Annotated in this window: 3 protein-coding genes; all 3 read right to left on the bottom strand. The window is 73.7% G+C overall.

Going from position 1 to position 20,265, the window contains the following annotated elements:
* Window positions 1-67: 67 nt before the first annotated feature.
* Genes ACYVLT_RS04465 through ACYVLT_RS04455 form a run of 3 tightly spaced genes read right to left on the bottom strand, consistent with a single transcriptional unit; the run spans window position 68 to window position 20,264 of the window.
* On the bottom strand, window positions 68-259 hold the full coding sequence (locus tag ACYVLT_RS04465) for an MbtH family protein (protein WP_461118801.1): 192 nt from the start codon (window positions 257-259) through the stop codon (window positions 68-70).
* Window positions 256-1,473, bottom strand: coding sequence for an MFS transporter (locus tag ACYVLT_RS04460; RefSeq protein ID WP_461118800.1), 1,218 nt, complete (start codon window positions 1,471-1,473; stop codon window positions 256-258). Before ACYVLT_RS04460 ends, ACYVLT_RS04465 begins: the two co-directional genes overlap by 4 nt.
* Complete coding sequence (locus ACYVLT_RS04455; protein WP_461118799.1) at window positions 1,470-20,264, bottom strand: non-ribosomal peptide synthase/polyketide synthase; 18,795 nt, start codon at window positions 20,262-20,264, stop codon at window positions 1,470-1,472. Before ACYVLT_RS04455 ends, ACYVLT_RS04460 begins: the two co-directional genes overlap by 4 nt.
* Window position 20,265: the final 1 nt, after the last annotated feature.

Here is a 20,265-nt window from a genome sequence, read left to right as displayed (position 1 = left end):
GGCCGGCGGAACCAGGGCTGCGGGAGGTCGTGGCCCGCCCGCGCGGGCAGGCCACGACCGGGGGCGCTCAGTCCATCGCCGCGCGCAGGGACGCGGGTCGCATGTCGGTCCACACTGTGTCGATGTGCGCCGAGCACTCGTCCTTGGTGCCCTTGGTGCCCTCGAACCGCCACCCGGCGGGCACGTCGTGGTGCGCGGGCCACAACGAGTACTGGCCCTCGTCGTTGACCAGGACCTGGTAGGTGATGTCGTCCCTCATGCGCTCTTCTCCTCTTGTTCCTTCGCGTACCCGCGCAGAGTCGGGCTGACTGTGACGAAAACCGTGATCAGGGCGATGCCCGCGGCGCAGACCAGCACCGCGGTGCGCGCCGACAGCGACTCGGTCAGCACGCCGCCGACCAGGGGGCCCACGGCCCCGGCGGCGCCGACCACGACGCCCATCACCCCGCTGAGCCGTCCTCGCAGCTCGTCCGGGGTGAGGAGCAACTGGTGGGTGTTGATGGTGGTGTTGGCGGTCGGCGCGAAGAAGCTCATCAGGGCGAACAACGCCCCGATCAGGTAAGCCGACTCGACCAGCAGGGCGCACGGCACCAGCACCGTCAGCACCCAGAACACCGACGCGATCGACCGGTGCGGCCCGAGCACGCGGTGCAGCCACGGCGCGGCCAGGGCGCCGAGCACACCGCCCACGCCGAGCATCGCCGCCATCACGCCGATCTCCGCGCCGGACGCCCCGCGCCCCTCCACCAGCACGATGACGACCAGGTAGAACGCGGTGAAGAACAGGTTCAGCACCACCGCGCACCACGCGGTCACCCGGATCTCGGGCCTGCTCCACACCCACCGCAGGCCTTCGCCGATCGACCGCAGCAGGGGCGGGTGGGACTCGACCGGCGCGGACGGCGGCACCCGCAGGAACAGCAGCGCCACGAACGCCACCGCGTGCGTGACCATGTCCACCAGGAACGGCAGCCACCGCGTGACCGCGAACAGCACGCCACCCAGCGCCGTGCCCGACATCTGCCCCAACGACGACCGGGCGCTGTTCATCGCCACGGCGGTGGCCAGCTGCGACTCCGGCACCAGCCGGGGCAGGGACGCGTCCTCGGCGGGTTCGAACAGCGCCCGGCACACGCCGAGCACCGCGGCGACCGCCAGGACGTGCGGGATCGTCACCGCGTCGACCCACACCGCGATCACGAGCCCGCCCAGGGCGAACACCTGGGCGGCCTCGCAGCACAGCATGATCCGGCGCCGGTCCCACCGGTCCACCAGCGCGCCGGCCGGCAGCCCGACCACGAGCTGCGCGGTGGCGTCGACGGTGAGCACCAGGCCCGACAGCAGCGGCGACCCGGTCAGCACCAGCACGAGCAGCGGCAGCGCGAGCATCGAGGCGCTGAACCCGACCTCGGCCAGCGCCTGACCGCCCCACAGCAGCGTGTAGTTGCGGTTGCGCGCCAACGACGTGGTCACAGCGCACCCCGGCAGTCCGCGGCGATCGCCCGCAACGCGGCGGCGAAGTCGGCGGCCACCGACTCGACCTCCGCGGTCGGGTGCGCCGACTGGTGGTGGTACCAGGTGAAGCCCAACGTCCTGCCGGCCTCGCCGACCACGTCGATCAGGTGGTCGCCGACGTCGGCCGGGTCGTGCTCCGCGCCGACCGAGGGCAGCACCTCCCGGTACAGCCCGGTGGGCGCCGCGGTGTCCCCGGCGGACCGGGTGGAGCCGAACTGACCCAGGTAGTTGAACGACACCGCGGGCCGCCCGCCGTCGGGCACCATGCCGTGCTGCCGCAGCGCCCCGTACCCGAACCCGTTGCCCGGCACGGCCCGCAACTGGCGGCGCACCGCCTTCACCCGGTCCCGCCAGCTGCCCTCGGGCAGCTCCAGCTCCACCGGGAACACGGTGGTGAACCAGCCGACGGTCCGGGAGAGGTCGACGTCCAGCACGTCCTCCCGCCCGTGGCCCTCCAGGTCCACCGCGACCCGGGACGAGCCGGTCCACCGCGACAACGCGTAGGCCAACGCGGCCAGCAGCACGTCGTTGATCTGCGTCCGGTAGGCGGTGGGCGCGCCGCGCAGCAACGCGTCGGTGTCCTCCTCCGACAGCTCGACCGTCACCGATCCGGGCGCGCCGCACGGTGCGGGGAAGGGCGGGAACGACCGGGTCCAGTACTCGACCTCGTCCGCCAGCCCGCCGCCGAGCACGTGGGCCTCCAGCCGCCGCGACCACTCCTGGTACGAGGTGGTCTTGGCGCCCAGGTCACCGCCCCGGTAGGCGGTCTCCAGGTCGTCGAGCAGGATCCGCCACGACACGCCGTCGACCACGAGGTGGTGCGCCACCAGCAACAGCAGCGGCGGCTCGGTCCCGGGTGACCCGGTGCGGAACAGCACGGCCCGGAACAACGGCCCGGACGCCAGGTCGAACGACGCGTGCACGTCGTCGGCGACCTTCTCCAACTCGTCCACGCCGTCCACGACGGTCAGCACGTCGACCTCCGACACGGGGTCGTTGACCTGGCGCCACACCCCGTCGGCCGACGTGAACCGCAGCCGCAGCGCGTCGTGCTGCGCCGGCAGCGCGCCCAACGCGCGCCGCAGCGCCGCCACGTCCACCGCCGGGTCCAGCTCCACCAGGTGCGACTGGTTGAAGTGGTGCGGGTTGCGCCGCCCCGAGGTGAGGAACCAGTGCTGGATCGGCGTCAGCGGCACGTCGCCGACCACCGGCGCCCGATCGGCCGTCGACACGACCTCCACCGTGACGTGCGGCGCGAGCGACGCGGGGGTCTGGTGCACGAACAGGTCGCGGGTGGTGAACCGGTACCCGGCCTGCCGCGCCCGCGCCACCACCTGCATGCTCAGGATCGAGTCGCCGCCCAGCGCGAAGAAGTTGTCCTGCGCCCCGACCCGCGGCACGGAGAGCACGTCCGCCCACACCGCCGCCAACGCCTCCTCCACCGGCCCGGACGGGGCGACGTACGCCGCCCCGACGAGCGCGCCGAAGTCCGGCTCGGGGAGCCTCGCCCGGTCCACCTTGCCGTTGGGGCTGATCGGCAGCGCGTCCACCGGCGCGAACACCGACGGCACCAGGTAGTCGGGCAACGACTCGCCCAGGAACTCCCGCACCTCCTCGACCTGGAACCGGGCGGCCACGACGTACGCGACGAGCCGCTTGTGGCCCCGCGCGTCGGCCTTGGCCACGACGACCGCCTCCCGCACGTCGGGGTGGCGCAGCAGGGCCGTCTCGATCTCGCCGAGCTCGATCCGGAAGCCGCGGATCTTCACCTGCTCGTCCGCCCGGCCGACGAACTCCAGCACACCGGTCGGCCGATCACCGGCTCCGCCGGAGGTGGCGTTCCACCGCACCACGTCACCGGTGCGGTACATGCGCGATCCGGGCGGCCCGAACGGGTTCGCCAGGAACCGCGACGCGGTCAACCCGGGCCGGTCCAGGTACCCGCGGGCCAGCCCGACACCGGAGACGTACAGCTCACCGGGCACCCCGATCGGCACGGGCCGCAACTCGGCGTCCAGCACGTGCACCCGGGTGCCGGGGATCGGCTTGCCGATCGGCGGCACCCCACCGGGTCGCAGCGGCTCGCTCCACGACGTGACCACGGTGGACTCGGTCGGACCGTAGGCGTTGATCATCCGCCGGCCGGGCGCCCACCGGCGCACCAGGTCGGCCGAGCACGCGTCACCACCGACCACCAGGGTGCGCAACGTCGGCAGCTCCGCGTCCGGCACGGTCGCCAGCGCGACCGGCGGGATCAACGCGTGCGTCACGCCGCGGGAGTCGACCACCTCGGCCAGCTGGTCGCCCAGCAGCGGCCCCGGCGGCGGCACCACCAGCGCCGCGCCGGCGGGCCACGCCATGCACAGCTCCAGCACCGACGCGTCGAAGCTGGGCGAGGAGAACTCCAGCACCCGGTCGCCCGGTCGCACGTCGAGGTGCGCGATCTCGGCCGCCGAGAACGTGGCCAGGCCGGCGTGCGACACCACCACGCCCTTCGGCCGCCCGGTCGACCCGGACGTGTAGATCACGTACGCCGGGTGCTCCGGCCGCACCGCCACGCCGGGGTTCGCGTCGGGCTGCCCGGTCACGTCGACCGGACCGTCCAGCACGACCAGCGGCCGGGCGTCGTCGACCATGAACGCGATCCGCTCGGCCGGGTAGTCCGGGTCGACGGGCAGGAACGCGGCGCCCGCCTTGAGCACCGCCAGCTCCGCCACCAGCAGGTCCACCGATCGCGGCAGCCGCAGCGCGACGATCCGCTCCGGACCCGCGCCCAGGCCGATCAGGTGGTGCGCCAACCGGTTCGCGCGGGCGTTCAGCTCGGCGTAGGTCACCTCCGCCGCGCCCGTCAACGCCACGGCGTCCGGCGTGCGCGCCACCTGCGCCTCGACCAGCTCCACGAGACCGGGGCCGTCGACGGCCGGGCCGCCCGCGCCCCACGCCGCCAGCAGGTCCCGCTCGGCCTCGGGCAGCACCGGCAGCGCCCACAGCGGACGGTCGGCGTCGGCCGCGATGCCGGCCAGCAGCACGCCCAGGTGCTCGACCAGCCGCTCGACCGTGCCCGCGTCGAACAGGTCGGTGTTGTACTCGACCGAGCCGTGCAGCCCGCCGTCCTCGGCCTCGCTGAACTCCACCGTGACGTCGAACCCGGTGCTCACCGTGGGCTGCGTGACGTCCTCCGCGTCCAGCCCCGGGAAGCCGGGCGCCTGCGGCGCGTTCTGCAACGCCACCACGGCCTGGAACAGCGGCGTGCGACTGGTGTCGCGGTCGGGTTGCACCGCGTCCACCACCCGCTCGAACGGCACGTCCTGGTGCGCGAACGCGTCCAGCACGGTTTCCCGCGTGCGGGCCAGGAACTGAGGGAACGTCGCCGACGGCTCGATCCGGGCCCGCAACGCGACCGTGTTGACGAAGAACCCGACGAGGTCCTGCGTCTCCGGCCGGTCGCGCCCGGACGCCACCGTGCCGACCGCGAAGTCGTCCTGCCCGGACCAGCGGTGGAACAACACCTCGCAGGCCGCGACCAACGCCATGAACAACGTGCCGTCCACGGCCCGCGCCAGCTCCCGCAGCCGTTGGGCGACCGGCGCGGGCACGGCGAACTCGGTCTGCGCGCCCGCTGTGGTCTGCACGGGCGGCCGCGGCCGGTCCGTGGGCAGCTCCAGCGCGGGCACGTCGGCCAGCGCCTCCCGCCAGTGGTCCAGCTGCGCGTCCAGCGGCTGCTCCCGTTGCCAGGCCGCGAAGTCGCCGTACCGGATGGGCAGCGGCGACAGCTCCTCGCCGCCGTACAGCGCGGCCAGGTCGGACATCAGCACACCGCCTGACCAGCCGTCGGTGACGATGTGGTGCATGGTCAGCGCCAGCACGTGGTCGTCCGGACCGCGACGAACCAGCGCCGGCCGGAACAGCGGACCCTCGGCCAGGTCGAACGGCTCCGGCGCGGGCAGGGCGTCCACCAGCGGCAGCGTCACCGCGGCCGCCGGCCGGACCACCGCGACCGGCAGCCCGTCCACCGCCGGGAACGTGGTCCGCAGCGAGTCGTGCCGCTCGACCAGCGCGGTCAGCGCCCGCTCCAGCCGGGGCACGTCCAGCTCGCCGCGCAGCCGCACGGCCAGCGGCGTCACGTACTCGGTGCCACCGGGCTGGAACTGGTCCAGGAACCACAACCGCTGCTGGGCGAACGACAGCGGCACGTCGCCGTCGGTCCGGGGGATGGCCGCGCCGTCCGAGCCCGATCCCCACGGCCCGGACCCGGACAACCGGGCCGCCAGCGCCGCCACGGTCGGGTGGTCGAACAGGTCGCGCGGCGAGGCGTCGAACCGCGACCGCAGCCGCGACACCACCCGGATGCTGGAGATGGAGTCACCGCCGAGGGTGAAGAAGTTGTCCTCGACGCCCACCTCCGACAGGCCGAGCACCTCGGCCCACACCTCGGCGACGAGCCGTTCGGCGTCGGTGCGCGGCGCGACGAACCCGACCGACGCCGACGCCTCCCGCTCCGGCGCGGGCAGCGCGGCCCGGTCCAGCTTGCCGTTGGCGTTGAGCGGCAACCGCTCCAGCGCCACGTACGCGGTCGGCACCATGTAGTCGGGCAGCGACCGCTCGACGTGCTCGCGCAACCCGCCCGCGTCCGCCATGCCGACGGGCACGTAGTAGGCGACCAGCCGGTCCTCCCGCACGACCACCGCGACCTGCGCCACCGCGTCGTGCGCGGCCAGCACCGCCTCGATCTCGCCGAGCTCGATCCGGAAGCCGCGGATCTTCACCTGCTGGTCGGCGCGGCCGAAGTACTCCAGCCGACCGTCCACCCACCGGGCCAGGTCACCCGTGCGGTACATGCGCGTGCCCGCCGGACCGAACGGGTCGGCCGGGAACCGCTGGGCGGTCAGGCCCGGCCGGTTGAGGTAGCCGCGCGCCACGCCCGGCCCGGCCACGTACATCTCGCCGACCACGCCGGGCGCGACCGGTTGCAACTCGTCGTCCAGCACGTAGACGCGCAGGTCGGGGATGGGCACCCCGATCGAGCCGTCGGCGGGCGTCCAGGTCACGTGGACCGTGGTCTCGGTGATGCCGTACATGTTGATCAAAGCGCCGGAACCGCGCCACGCGGACAGCTTGCGCATGTCCAGCGCCTCACCGCCGAAGATCACGTACCGCACGCCGAGGTCGGGCGCCTCCTCCAGCAGCTGGTAGAACGCCGACGGCGTCTGGTTCAGCACGGTCACGCCCTCGTCGGCCACCAGCCGGGCGAACTCGCGCGGCGACCGCGACACCTCGTACGGCACCACGACCAGCCGGCCGCCGTGCAGCAGCGGACCCCACAGCTCCCACACCGAGAAGTCGAACGCGTAGCTGTGGAACAGGGTCCACACGTCGTCCGGCCCGAAGCCGAACCAGTGGTCGGTCTCGGCGAACAACCGCACCACGTTCGAGTGCGGCACCACCACGCCCTTGGGTCGGCCGGTCGACCCGGACGTGTAGATCACGTAGGCGGTGTTCTCCGGTCGCAGCGGCACGTCCGGCGCGTCCACCGGCATCCCGGACAGGTCCGGCAGGGCATCCAGGGTCACCGCCGGCCGTGCGTCCTCGATCATGTACGCGATCCGGTCGGCCGGGTAGGAGACGTCCAGCGGCAGGTAGGCCGCACCCGACTTCAGCACGCCCAGCACCGCCACCACGAGGTCGAGCGAGCGCGGGAACCTCAGGGCCACCAGCGATTCCGGTCCGGCGCCCGCCGCGATCAGGTGGTGGGCCAACCGGTTGGACCGCTCGTCCAGCTCGCGGTAGGACAGGCTCGCGCCCTCGCACGTCACGGCGACCGCGTCCGGCGTGCGCGCCGCCTGGGCGGCGAACAGCGATGGGATGGTGTCCTGCACCACCGCGCCGGACGACGTGCCGTTCCACGACACCAGCACCTGGTCGCGTTCGTCGTCGGACAGCCACGGCAGCTCGAACACCCGCCGGCGCGGGTCCGCGCCGATGGCGTCGAGGAGCCGGGCCAGCCGGTCGCCGAGCGCGGTGATCGTGCCGGCGTCGAACAGCCGCGGGTCGTAGGTCAGCTCCACGTGCAACTCGTCGTCCACGTGCGCGCGAACCGTGAGCGGGAACGAGGTGGTGTCCAGGCCGTCGACCTCGCCGATGCCCGGCGCCCCGTCCGGCGAGTCCTTCTCGACCGGGTAGTTCTCGAACGCCAGGAGGCTGTCGAACAGGCGCGTGCCCGACCCGACCTTGGCCAGGCCCTGCACCTGCGCCAGCGACACGTGCTCGAACTGCCTCGACTCGGTCTGCGCGTCCTGCAACCGGCGCAGCCAGGCGACCACCTCGGCGTCGGACTCCACCGTCACCCTGGTGGGCACGGTGTTGATGAACATGCCGACGATCGACTCGACGCCGGGCAGCTCGGCCGGCCGGCCGGACACCGTGCTGCCGAACACCACGTCCCGCTGCCCCGAGGTGCGGGCCAGCAGCACCGCCCACGCGCCCTGCACCAGCGTGTTCACCGTGAGCCCGTGCGTGCGGGCGACCGCGTCCAGCCGCTCGGCCGGCAGGTCCAGCACGATCTGCGCGGACGACTCGGCCCGGTGCGCCTCGGCGGGCGCGCGGTCGAACGGCAGGGGAGTGGGCGTGTCGAACCCGGCCAGCACACCGCGCCAGTACGACTCCACGGCCGACTGGTCGACCTCGGCGAGCCAGGCCAGGTAGTCGCGGAACGGCCGCCGCGCCGGCGCCGTGCCGCCCGCGTACTCGGTGAGCACCTCGCCGAACACCTGCGCGGTGCTCCAGCCGTCGAGCAGCACGTGGTGCGAGGTCCACAGCAGGTCGACCTCGGTGTCGGACACCCGACCGATCGCCAGCCGCATCAGCGGCGCGGTGGTCAGGTCGATGCCCGCCGCCGCGTCGGCCGCGACCAGGTCGTCGGTGACGTCGGCGTAGGTCACCGGCACGGTGACACCGCGCCGCACGACCTGCACCGGCTCGTCCAGGCCCTCCCACACCACGTCGGTGCGCAGGATCGGCGTGCGGTCGACCACCCGTTGCCACGCCTCGGCGAAGCGCTCCGGGTCGTCCACGTTGGACAGTCGCACGCGCAGCTGGTTCACGTAGGCCGTGCCGTCGTCCATCAGGCTGTGGAACAACATGCCCGCCTGCAACGGAGTGAGCGGGTAGACGTCCTCCACGTCCCGGTCGGCGATCCGGTCCACCTGCTCGGCGGTCAGCTTCGCCAGCGGGAAGTCCGAGGGCGTGCGGCCCCAGGAGTCGGGCCGGGCGCAGAACGCGACGATCCCGCGCAGCGCGTCGGCCATCCGGTCGGCCAGCGCCCGCACCGCGGCCTCGTCGTGCGCCTCGGTGGAGTACTCCCACTCCAGCACCAGCTCGCCCGACGACACGGCGGCGGTGATGTCGAGCAGGTGCGGGCGAACGGCGTCGTCGGGCACCTCACGGCCGTGGTCGACGTCGGAACCCTCGTCGTCGTACTGGCCGAGGTAGTTGAAGCACACGCGCGGCAGCGCGCCGGTGACGCCCCGGTCCCAGTACTTCAGGGCCTCGTAACTCAACCCCTTGTCCGGCACGGCGCGCAACTGCTCCTTCACCGACTTCAGCGCCGTCCCCCAGTCCGCGTCCGGCAGCTCCAGCGCCACCGGGAACTGGGCGGTGAACCAGCCGACCGTGCGGGACAGGTCCACGCCGTCGAAGATCTCCTCCCGGCCGTGACCCTCCAGCGCGACCAGCGCCCGCCCGGCGAACGCCGAGGTCAGCGCGGTGAGCAGGACGTCGTTGACCTGCGTGCGGTAGGCGTCGGGCACGGCGTGCAGCAGGGCGTCGGTCTCGGCCTTGCCCAGCCGCACGGACACGCTGCGCGCGCTGCCCGCCGTCGTCGGCGCCGGTTCCTCGGCCGGCACGTCCGCCCAGTGCGGCAGGGCGTGGTCGAACCGGCCCTCGCGCACGTGCCGGTCCAGCCGGTGCGCCCAGTCGGTGAACGCGGTGCTCTTCGGCCCCAGGTCGCGGCCCGCGAGCGCGGTCTCCAGGTCGTCCAGCACGATTCGCCACGAGACCGCGTCGACCACCAGGTGGTGGGCCGTGACGAACAGCCTGCCGTCGCCGAACAGCACCGCGCGCAGCAGCGGGCCGTGGCGCAGGTCGAGGCTCGTCCGGGCCAGGTGGGCCTCCTCGGCGAGGTCACCGGAGGCGACGCGGAACACCTCGGCGGACTCCACCTCCGCCACCTCCTGCCGCCACACGCCGTCGACCTGCGTGAACCGCAGCCGCAGGGCGTCGTGGTGGGCGATCACGGCCCGCACGGCGTCGCGCACCGCGGCCGGCTCGACGTCGCCGAGCTCCACCACGACGGACATGGTGAAGTGCGCCGAAGGGCTCTGCTCGGCGAAGAACCAGCGCTGGACCGGGGTGAGCGGCGCCGGTCCGGCCACCGCCTCGTGGGTCGTCCCGGTGTCGTCGGTGACGGCGAGCGCCAGGTCGGCGACGGTCTGGCGGAGGAAGACGTCCTTGGACGTCAGCTTCAGCCCGGCCTGCCGCGCCCGGGACACGACCTGCATGCTCAGGATCGAGTCGCCGCCCAGGGCGAAGAAGTTGTCCCGCGCGCCGACCCGGTCGACACCGAGCACGTCGGCCCAGATGTCGGCGAGCGTGGCCGCGACACCGGGCTCGGGCGCCACGTACCCGGCGTCGGTGAACGTCGGCGCGGGCAGCGCCCGCCGGTCCACCTTGCCCGCCGGCGTCATCGGCAACGCCTCCAGCGTCACGAACGCCGACGGCACCAGGTAGTCGGGCAGCCGCTGCTTGAGCCAGCCGGCCAGGTCGGCGGCCGGACCCGCGGTGTAGGCGACGAGCCGCTGGTGGCCGTTGTGCTCGCGGGCCACCACGGCGGCCTGCGTCACGTCCGGGTGGTGCAGCAGCGCCGTCTCGACCTCGCCCAGTTCGACCCGGAAGCCGCGGATCTTCACCTGGTCGTCGTTGCGTCCCAGGTATTCCAGCCGGTCGCCGACCCAGCGCACCTTGTCGCCCGTGCGGTACATACGCGCACCAGGCTCGCCGAACGGGTCGGGCAGGAACCGCTGGGCGGTCAGCCCCGGCCGGTCGTGGTAGCCGCGGGCCACCTGCGCGCCGCCGAGGTGCAGCTCACCGGGCACGCCCACCGGCACCGGTCGCAGGTCCTCGTCCAGGACGTGCGCGACGAGGTTGGACAGCGGGCGGCCGATCACCGCGCGGTCGCCGGTGACGACGGTGGACACCGAGTCCACCGCCACCTCGGTGGGGCCGTAGTAGTTGTGCGCGGTCGTCCGGGACGTGGCCAGCGTGTGCCACAGCGCTTCGGGCAGCGCCTCGCCGCCGAGCATCACGTTCGCGGGCACGTGCTCGCCGTCCAGGAGCCCGGCCGGGATGAGCTGCTGCACGTAGGACGGGGTCAGGTCGAGGAAGTCGATCCGGTGCTCCCGCACGTACCCGACCAGGGCGGCCGGTTCGAGCCGGACGTCGTCGGTGATCACGTGCAGTTCGTGGCCGGCCGCCATGAGCAGCGGGCCCTCCCACGACGTGTCGAACGAGAACACGGCGGTCAGCGCGATCCGGGTGCGCTCACCGGCGAGCGCCCGGTGGTGGTTGTGCAGCAGGTTCGTCAGCTGCCGGTGCTCGACCACCACGCCCTTGGGCACGCCGGTCGAGCCGGACGTGTAGATCACGTACGCGGCCTGGTCCGGCCGCACGGCCACCTCCGGCCGGGTGTCCGGGAGGTCGGAGAGGTCGGGCACCGCGTCCAGCACCAGCGCCGGGCGTGCGTCGCGGAGCAGGAAGTCGACCCGCTCGCGCGGCAGGTCGCGGTCGACCGGCAGGTACACCGCGCCCGCCTTGTGCACGGCCAGGATCGCCACCACGGAGTCCGCCGAGCGCGGCAACGACACCGCGACCGTCCGCTCCGCGCCCGCGCCCCGCGCCAGCAGGTGGTGCGCGAGCCGGTTGGCCCGCGCGTCGACCTCGGCGAAGGTGAGCCGGGTGTCGCCGCACACCAGCGCGCCCGCGTCGGGCGTGCGGCGCGCCTGCGCCTCGAAGACCTCGGCGAACGTGGTGTCGGGCACGTCCAGGCGCTCGCCGTGCCCGTCCGGCTCGTCGCCGAGCAGCAGCGGCACCTCGGCCAGCGGCCGGTCCGGCGCCGCGGTGACGCCCTCCAGCAGCGTCACCAGGTGCCGCGCCATCCGGTCGATCGTGTCCGCGTCGAACAGGTCGGTGCTGTACTCCACCGCGCCGCGCAGCTCGCCGTCGACTTCGCCGAACTCGAACGTGACGTCGCACGTCGAGGTCAGCAGCGGCAGCCCGATGTCGTCCACCCGCAGGCCGGGCAGCTCGGGCGCCTCGGCGCCGAAGTTCTGCATCAGCACCATGACGTCGAACAGGGCGTTGCGGCTCGGGTCGCGGTCCGGCCGGACCGCCTCCACCACCCGTTCGAACGGCACGTCCTGGTGCGCGAAACCGTCCCGCACGGTGGTCCGCACGTCGGCCAGCAACCCGGTGAACGACCGCCGCAGGTCCACAGAGGACCGCAGCACGACGGTGTTGACGAACAGGCCGACCACGTCGTCCAGCTCGGCCCGCCCGCGACCGGACACCGCCGTGCCGACCGCGATGTCGTCCTGGCCGGTGTAGCGGGCCAGCAGCGCCTTGGTGGCCGCGACCAGCGCGGTGAACAGCGTGTCGCCGTGCTCGGCGGCCAACGCCCGCACCGCCTTCGCGACCGGGGTGGGCACGGTGAACTCGTGCATCGCGCCCGCGGTGCCGCGCACCGCCGCGCGCGGCCGGTCGGTCGGCAGCTCCAGCGGCGGCACACCGGTCAGGTGCCCGGTCCAGTAGTCGACCGGGGGTTCCGGCAGCCAGGCGGTGTAGTCCACGTACTGCACGGTGAGCGGCGGCAGCTCCGCACCCGCGTACAGCGCGCCGAGGTCACGGGCGAGCACGCCGGTGGACCAGCCGTCGGTGACGATGTGGTGCAGCGTCAGCACCAGCACGTGCTCCTCGGGCGCCACCCGCACCAGCCGGGTCCGGAACAACGGGCCCTGGCGCAGGTCGAACGGCGTGCTCACCTCTTCCAGCAGCACCCCGTCCCACGGGGTGTCCTCGACCGCGAGCGCCACCTCGTACGGCTCGTGCACGACCTGCACGTCGTCGTCGAACGTCGTGCGCAGCGACTCGTGCCGTGCCACCAGACCGTCGAGGGCACGCCGCAGGGCGTCCGGGTCCAGCGGTCCGCGCAGGCGCAGCGCGGTGGGCGTGACGTACTCCGTGCCGCCGGGTTCGAACTGGTCCAGGAACCACAACCGCCGCTGCGCGGGCGACTGCGGGTGCACGAGCGGAGGGTGGACGCCATCGCGCGGGATCACCGGGATGGCGTCCACCTCATCCTTGCCGGACTCCGCCCCGGTGCTGATGGCGGAGGCGAGCCCGGACACCGTGGGGTGTTCGAACACCGCGCGCGGCGACAGCTGCACGCCGAACGCCGCGCGCAACCGCGAGGTCACGCGGATGCTGAGGATCGAGTCGCCGCCGAGCCGGAAGAAGTCGTCCAGCGCGCCGACCCGCTCCAGGCCGAGCACGTCGGCCAGCACGTCGGCGACGACCCGTTCGGCGTCGGTGCGCGGCGCGACGTAGTCGCCGGCCAGGTCGGCCTCGGGCAGCGCCCGCCGGTCCAGCTTGCCGCTGGGCGACAGCGGCAGCTCGTCGATCACCACGACCGCGGCCGGCACCAGGTAGTCGGGCAGCGTCCGCGCCAGCACGTCACGCGGGTCGGTCTCCGGCGTGCCCGTCACGTACCCGATCAGCCGGTCGTGCCGGACCACCACGGCGGACTCCCGCACGCCGGGCACGTCCAGCAGGGCCGCCTCGACCTCGCCGGGCTCGATCCGGAAGCCGCGGATCTTGACCTGGTCGTCGGCCCGGCCCAGGTACTCCAGGACCCCGTCCGACGACCAGCGGACCCGGTCGCCGGTGCGGTACATGCGCGCGCCTGTCGAGGAATCCGACACGGCGAACGGGTCGGCGATGAACCGCTGCGCGGTGAGCCCGGGCCGGCCGAGGTAACCGCGTGCCACCTGCACGCCGCCCACGAACAGCTCACCGGGCACGCCCGGCGGCACCGGCCGCAGGTCGGCGTCCAGCACGTACGCGGTGAGGTTGTCCAGCGGGCGCCCGATCACCGGGTGCTCGCCGACGACCCGGGTCGCCACCGAGTCGACCGTGACCTCGGTGGGGCCGTAGTAGTTGAAGCCCTCCACCGGCGACTCGGCGATCTCCCGCCACAGCGGCGCGTCCACCGCCTCGCCGCCCAGCATGATCCGGCGCAACCCGGACTCCAGCAGCCCGGCCTGCACCAGCTGCCGCGCGTAGGACGGGGTCAGGTCGACCGTGCCGATGCCGTGCTCGGTGATGTACCGCACCAGCGCGGGCGGGTCCAGCCGCAGCTCCTCGTCGATGACGTGCAGCTCGCTGCCCGCCGCCAGGAACAGCAGGCCCTCCCACGACGTGTCGAACGAGAACGTCGCGGTGACCGCGAACCGCGTCGGTTCCCCCATCAGGGCGGTGCTGTTGGCGTAGAACAGGTTCGCCAGCTGCCGGTGCTCGACCACGACGCCCTTCGGCGTGCCGGTCGAGCCGGACGTGTAGATCAGGTAGGCGGCTTGCTCGGGGCGCAACACCACCGGCGGCGGCGCGTCCGGCAGGCCGGTCAGGTCCGGCACGGCGTCCAACACCAGCGCCGGTCTGGCGTCGCGCAGGAGGAAGTCGATGCGCTCGGCGGGCAGCCCCGGGTCGATCGGCAGGTACACCGCGCCCGCCTTGAGCACCGCGAGCACGGCCACCACCAGGTCGGCCGAGCGCGGCAGCACGACCGCGACCGTGCGCTCCGGGCCCGCGCCGTGCGCGAGCAGGTGGTGCGCCAGCCGGTTCGTGCGGGCGTCCAGCTCGGCGAAGGTCAGCGCCGTGCGCGACCCCGTGCGGTCGTGGCAGACCAGCGCGGTCGCGTCCGGCGTGCGGCGGGCCTGCTCGGCGAACACCTCCGGGTACAGCCCCCAGGGCGTGTCCCGCCCGGTCCGGTTCCACTCCACCAGCACCTGGTGCCGCTCGGCGCCGGTCAGCCACGGCAGGTCGGCGATCGGCGTCGTCGGGTCGGCCGCGATCGCCCGGACCAGCTCGCGCAGCCACCCGGCCAGCCGTTCGGCGGTGGCGGCGTCGAACAGCTCGGGGTCGTAGGCCAGGTCCAGGTTGAGCCGGTCGGTCAGGGACGCGCTCAACGTCAACGGCAGCGTGGCGTTGTCGACCGCGTCGACCTCGGCCACCCGCGGCCCGTCGCCGTCGCGTTCGAACGGGTAGTTCTCGAACACCACCACGGAGTCGAACAACCTCGTCCCGACCCACGACTGGATCTCGGCCAGCGAGGTGTGCTCGAACCGCCGCGACTCGCTCTGCGCCGCCTGGAGCTCGCGCAGCCACGCGCCCACCTCGGCCGTGCCGTCCACGACCGCCCTGGTCGGCACGGTGTTGATCAGCATGCCGACCATCGACTCGACCCCGGCGAGCTCCGCCGGGCGGCCGGACACCGTGCTGCCGAACACCACGTCGGCCTCACCGCAGGCGCGGGCCAGCAGCAACGCCCACGCGCCCTGCACGACCGTGTTCACGGTCAGCCCGGCGCGCTGCACGGCGTCGTCCAGCTCCAGCGAGAACTTCACCGACTCGGACGCCTCGGCGCGGTGCGCCCGCGTGGGCGGGCGGTCGAACGGCAGCGGCGTCGGTCCGTCCACATCGGACAGCACGGTCCGCCAGTGCGCCTCGGCCGCGGCCCGGTCCTGCTCGGCCAGCCAGTGCAGGTAGTCCCGGAACGAGCGCCGCGCGGGCAGCCGGGCGGGCGTGCCGGTGGTGATCGCCCGGTACTGCTCCAGCACCTCGCCGAACACCTGCGCGGTGCTCCAGCCGTCCAGGATCACGTGGTGCGACGACCAGACCAGCTCGACCCGGTCCTCGCCCAGCGGCGTGACGGCGACCCGCAGCAGCGGCGCGACACCCAGGTCGAACGGCGCGTCCACCGGTCCGTCGGGTAGCTCCACGTGCCGGTGCACGACCTGCACCGGCTCGGCCACCCCGTCCCACACCACGCTCGACCGCAGCACCGGCGTGCGGTCCACGACCCGTTGCCAGGCCTGCCGCAGCGCGGCCGGGTCGCGCACGCCTTCGAGCACCAGCCGCATCCGGTCCACGTACGTGCCGGGCTCGACCAGGCTGTGGAACACCATGCCCGCCTGGAGCGGCGTGAGGGGGTAGACGTCCTCCACGTCCGGCCCGGCGAGCGCGTCGACCTGCTCCTGGGTGAGGCGGGCCAGCGGGAAGTCCGACGGCGTGCGGCCACCGGCACCGGGCCGGGCGCAGTGCGCCACGATCTCCCGCAGCCCGGCCAGCATCCGCTCGGCCAGCCGCCGCACGGTCTCCTCGTCGTGCACGTGCTCGGAGTACTGCCAGCTCAGCTCCAGCTCGCCGCCCTCGACCAGCCCGGTCACGTCCAGCAGCTGGGTGCGGTGCTCGTCGGCCGCCAGGTCCGCACCGACCGAGTCCCGGCGGGCCCGGTAGAAACCGCCGTCGGCCACGTCGAACCGGCCGTGGTAGTTGAACGAGACCTGCGGCAGCGCGCCACCGCCCGGGCCGCGGATGTCGAGGGCGCCGAAGCTCAACCCCCGGTGCGGTGCCGCGCGCAGCGACTCCTTGACCGACTTCAGCGTCCGGTCCCACTCCTCGAACGCGGGCAGCACCACCGGGAACTGCGTGGTGAACCAGCCGATCGTGCGGTTGAGGTCCACGCCGGGCAACAGCTCTTCGCGGCCGTGGCCCTCCAGCACCACGCTGACCGCGTCCCGTCCGGTCCACTCGGCCAACGCGCGGCCGAGCGCGCTGAGCAGCACGTCGTTGACCTGCGTCCGGTACACCGGCGGCACGGCGGTCAGCAACGCGTCCGTGGTCTCCCGGTCCAGCCGCACCGACACCACGCGCGCCGAACCGGCGGTGTTGGCGCCGTCGCGGTCCACCGGCAGCGCTTCGGGCTCGGGCAGCGAGTCCCAGTGCTCCCGCGCGCCGTCGAACGCGCCGGACCGCACGTGCTCGTCCAGCCGGTGCGCCCACTGCGTGAACGACGTGCCGACCGGTTCCAGCGGCACGCCCCGGTAGGCCTGCTCCAGGTCGCCGAGCAGGATCCGCCACGACACGCCGTCCATCACCAGGTGGTGCACGGTCAGCAGCAGCTTCGGCCGCGCGCCGGGGAAGAACACCGCGCGCAGCAACGGTCCCGAGTTCGGGTCCAGGCTGCGCTGCGCCTCCCGTGCCGCGGCTTCCACGTCCGCGTCCGCCTCGACCCGGAACACGTCGACCTCGGTGTCCGCGACCTCCTGCGCCCACCGCCCGTCGACCTCGCGGAACCGCAGCCGCAGCGCGTCGTGGTGCCCGACCACGGTCCGCACGGCCGCGCGCAACGCCTCGGCGTCCGCCTCCGGTTCCAGCTCGACCAGCAACGACATGGTGAAGTGCCGCAGCTCGCCGTACTCGGCGAAGAACCACCGCTGGATCGGGGTGAGCGGCGCCGGCCCGGTGAACTCCGGCTCCGGCGCGGTCTCGGCGGCCTCGGACACCACCAGCGCCAACTCGGCCACGGTCTGGTGCCGGAACACGTCCCGCGAGGTCAGGTGCAACCCGGCCTGCCGGGCGCGGGACACCAGCTGGATGGACAGGATCGAGTCGCCGCCCACCGCGAAGAAGTTGTCCTCGACGCCGATCCGGTCCGCGCGGAGCACCTCGGCCCAGATCCGCGCCAGCTCGGCCTCGACGGGCGTGCGGGGCGCGACGAACTCGCCGTCGGCGACCGCCCGGGGCGCGGGCAGCGCGGCCCGGTCCAGCTTGCCGTTGGGCGTCAGCGGCAGCCGGTCCAGCTCCACGAACGCCGACGGCACCGCGTAGTCCGGCAACGACTCGCGCAGGTGGGCCCGCAGGTCGACCGGCCCGGTGGTGACGACGTACGCGACCAGCCGGGTGTGCCCGTCGTCCTCGCGGGCCACGACGGCGGCCTCGGTGACGTTCGGGTGGGTGGAGACGGCGGCTTCCACCTCGCCGGGCTCGACCCGGTACCCGCGGATCTTCACCTGGTCGTCGGTCCGCCCCATGAATTCGAGGACGGCCCGCTGTGCCCCGGCGTCGGCTCCGTCGACGGCCACCCAGCGCACCCGGTCTCCGGTGCGGTACATGCGCCCACCCGGCCCGCCGAACGGGTCGGCCAGGAACCGCTGCGCGGTCAGCCCCGGCCGGTCCAGGTAGCCGCGGGCCACCTGGGCGCCCGCGATGAACAGCTCGCCCGGCACGCCCACCGGCGCCGGCCGCAGGTCGTCGTCCAGCACGTACGCGGTCACGTTGCCCAGCGGCGTGCCGATGACCGGCCGGTCGCCGGTGATGCGGCACGACACGGCGTCGACCGTGGCCTCGGTGGGGCCGTAGTAGTTGTGCGCCCGCAGACCGGCGGCGACCAGGTCGCGCCACAGCGCGGTGCCCAGCGCCTCGCCGCCCAGCAGCAGCACCTTCGGCCCGTTCTCCGCCGTCAGCAGGCCGTCGGCCAGCAGCTGCCGGACGTAGGACGGCGGCAGGTCGAGCAGGTCGATCCGGTGCTCGCGGGCGTAGCCGATCAACGTGGCGGCGTCGAGCCGCACGTCGTCGGTGAGCACGTGCAGCTCGTGGCCGTCGGCCATGAGCAGCATGCCCTCCCACGACGTGTCGAACGAGAACACGGCGCTGAGCGCGACGCGCATCCGTTCGCCGGCGAACGTCTCGCGGTGGTTGTGCAGCAGGTTCACCAGGTGCCGGTGCTCGACCACCACGCCCTTGGGCAGCCCGGTCGAGCCGGACGTGTAGATCACGTACGCCGCGTGGTCGGGCCGCGGCCGCACGTCCGGCGCGGTCCCGGGCAGGCCGGAGGTGTCGACCGGCGCGTCGATCACGCGCACCGCGCCGGAGTCGGCCAGCAGGTACTCCCGGCGCGCGTCGGGCAGGCCCGGGTCGACGGGCAGGTACACCGCGCCGGCCTTGAGGATGCCCAGGACCGCGACGACCCAGTCGACACCGCGAGGCAAGGAGAGGGCGACGATCTGCTCGGGCTCGACGCCCTCGGCGAGCAGGTGGTGCGCGAGCCGGTTGGCGCGGGCGTCCACCTCGGCGAACGTGAGCGCGTCGCCGTCGCACACCAGTGCCGTGGCCTCGGGCGTGCGACGGGCCTGCGCCTCGAACGACGCCGGGAACGTGGTGTCGGGCACGGTCAGCGCCGGCCCGCGGCCGTCCGGCTCGTCGCCGAGCAGCATCGGCAGCTCGGCCATCGGCCGGTACGGGTCGGCGGTGATCGCGCTCATCAGCGCGAGCAGGTGCCGCGCCATCCGGTCGACCGTGTCGGCGTCGTACAGGTCGGTGCTGTACTCGACCGACCCGAGCAGCCCGCCGGGGGTCTCGGTGAACTCGAAGGTGAGGTCGAAGTTCGACCACTCGCGGCTGAGCGGGTGCTCCTCGACGCGCAGGCCCGGCAGCTCGGGCAGGGTGTGCCCAAGAAATGAAGCACTGTGGAGCACGACCATCACGTCGAACAGCGGCGTGCGGCTCGGGTCGCGTGCCGCGCCGACCGCCTCCACCACCCGGTCGAACGGCACGTCGTCGTGCGCGAACGCGTCCAGCGCGGCCCGGTTCGCCTCGGCCAGGAACTCGGTGAACGACCGTGATTTGTCCACTGTGGACCTCAGCACCACGGTGCCGACCAGGAAACCGACCAGCCCGGCCAGCTCCGGCCGGTTGCGCCCGCTGGTGACGGTGCCGACCGCGATGTCGTCCTGGCCGGTGTAGCGGGCCAGCAGCAGTTGGCACGCGGCCAGCAGCGTGGTGAACAGCGTGGTCTCGTGCACCCTGGCCAGCTCCGCCAGGTCGCCCGCCACCCGCGCGGGCACGGTGAACTCGTGCGTCGCGCCCGCCGACGTGCGCTCCGCCGGTCGCGGCCGGTCGGTGGGCAGGTCCAGCGGCGCCACCCCGGCCAGGCGGTCGACCCAGAACCCGGTGTCCACCGGCCGGCCGCGCTGCCAGACGGCGTAGTCGGCGTACTGCAACCGGGGCTCGGGCAGGGCTTCGCCCCGGTACAGCGCGCCCAGCTCGTCCGCCAGCACGCCGAGCGACCAGCCGTCCACCACGATGTGGTGCGAGGTCAGCAGCAGCACGTGCGACTCGTCGGACCCGGTCGGCGGCGCCGCGAGCAGCGCGGCGCGGAACAGCGGCCCGTGCCGCAGGTCGAACGGCTCGTCCAGCACGTCGCGCAGGTCGTCGGCGGCGACGAGGTCGACCTCGACGTCATCGTGCACCACCTGCACCGGACGGCCGTCGACCTGGTCGAACGTCGTGCGCAGCGACTCGTGCCTGCGCACCAGGCCGCGGACGGCCCCGGTCAGCCGGCGCCGGTCGAGCGGACCGGTCAGGCGCAACGCGATCGCGCTGGTGTACTCGGTGCTCCCCGGCTGGAACTGGGCCAGGAACCACAGCCGCTGCTGGCCCGCCGACAGCGGCAACGGCTGGTCGCGCGGCGCGGGCGGGATCACGTCGGCCCGCGGCGCGGCGCGGCCGGCGAGCCGCGCGCGCAGCTTCTCGCGGAGGTGCTCCGGCAACGCGGAGATGCGGTCGTTCTTGGACGCGGTCATG

Source organism: Saccharothrix stipae (assembly GCF_054781895.1).
This window is presented reverse-complemented; position numbering and strand designations above follow the sequence as displayed.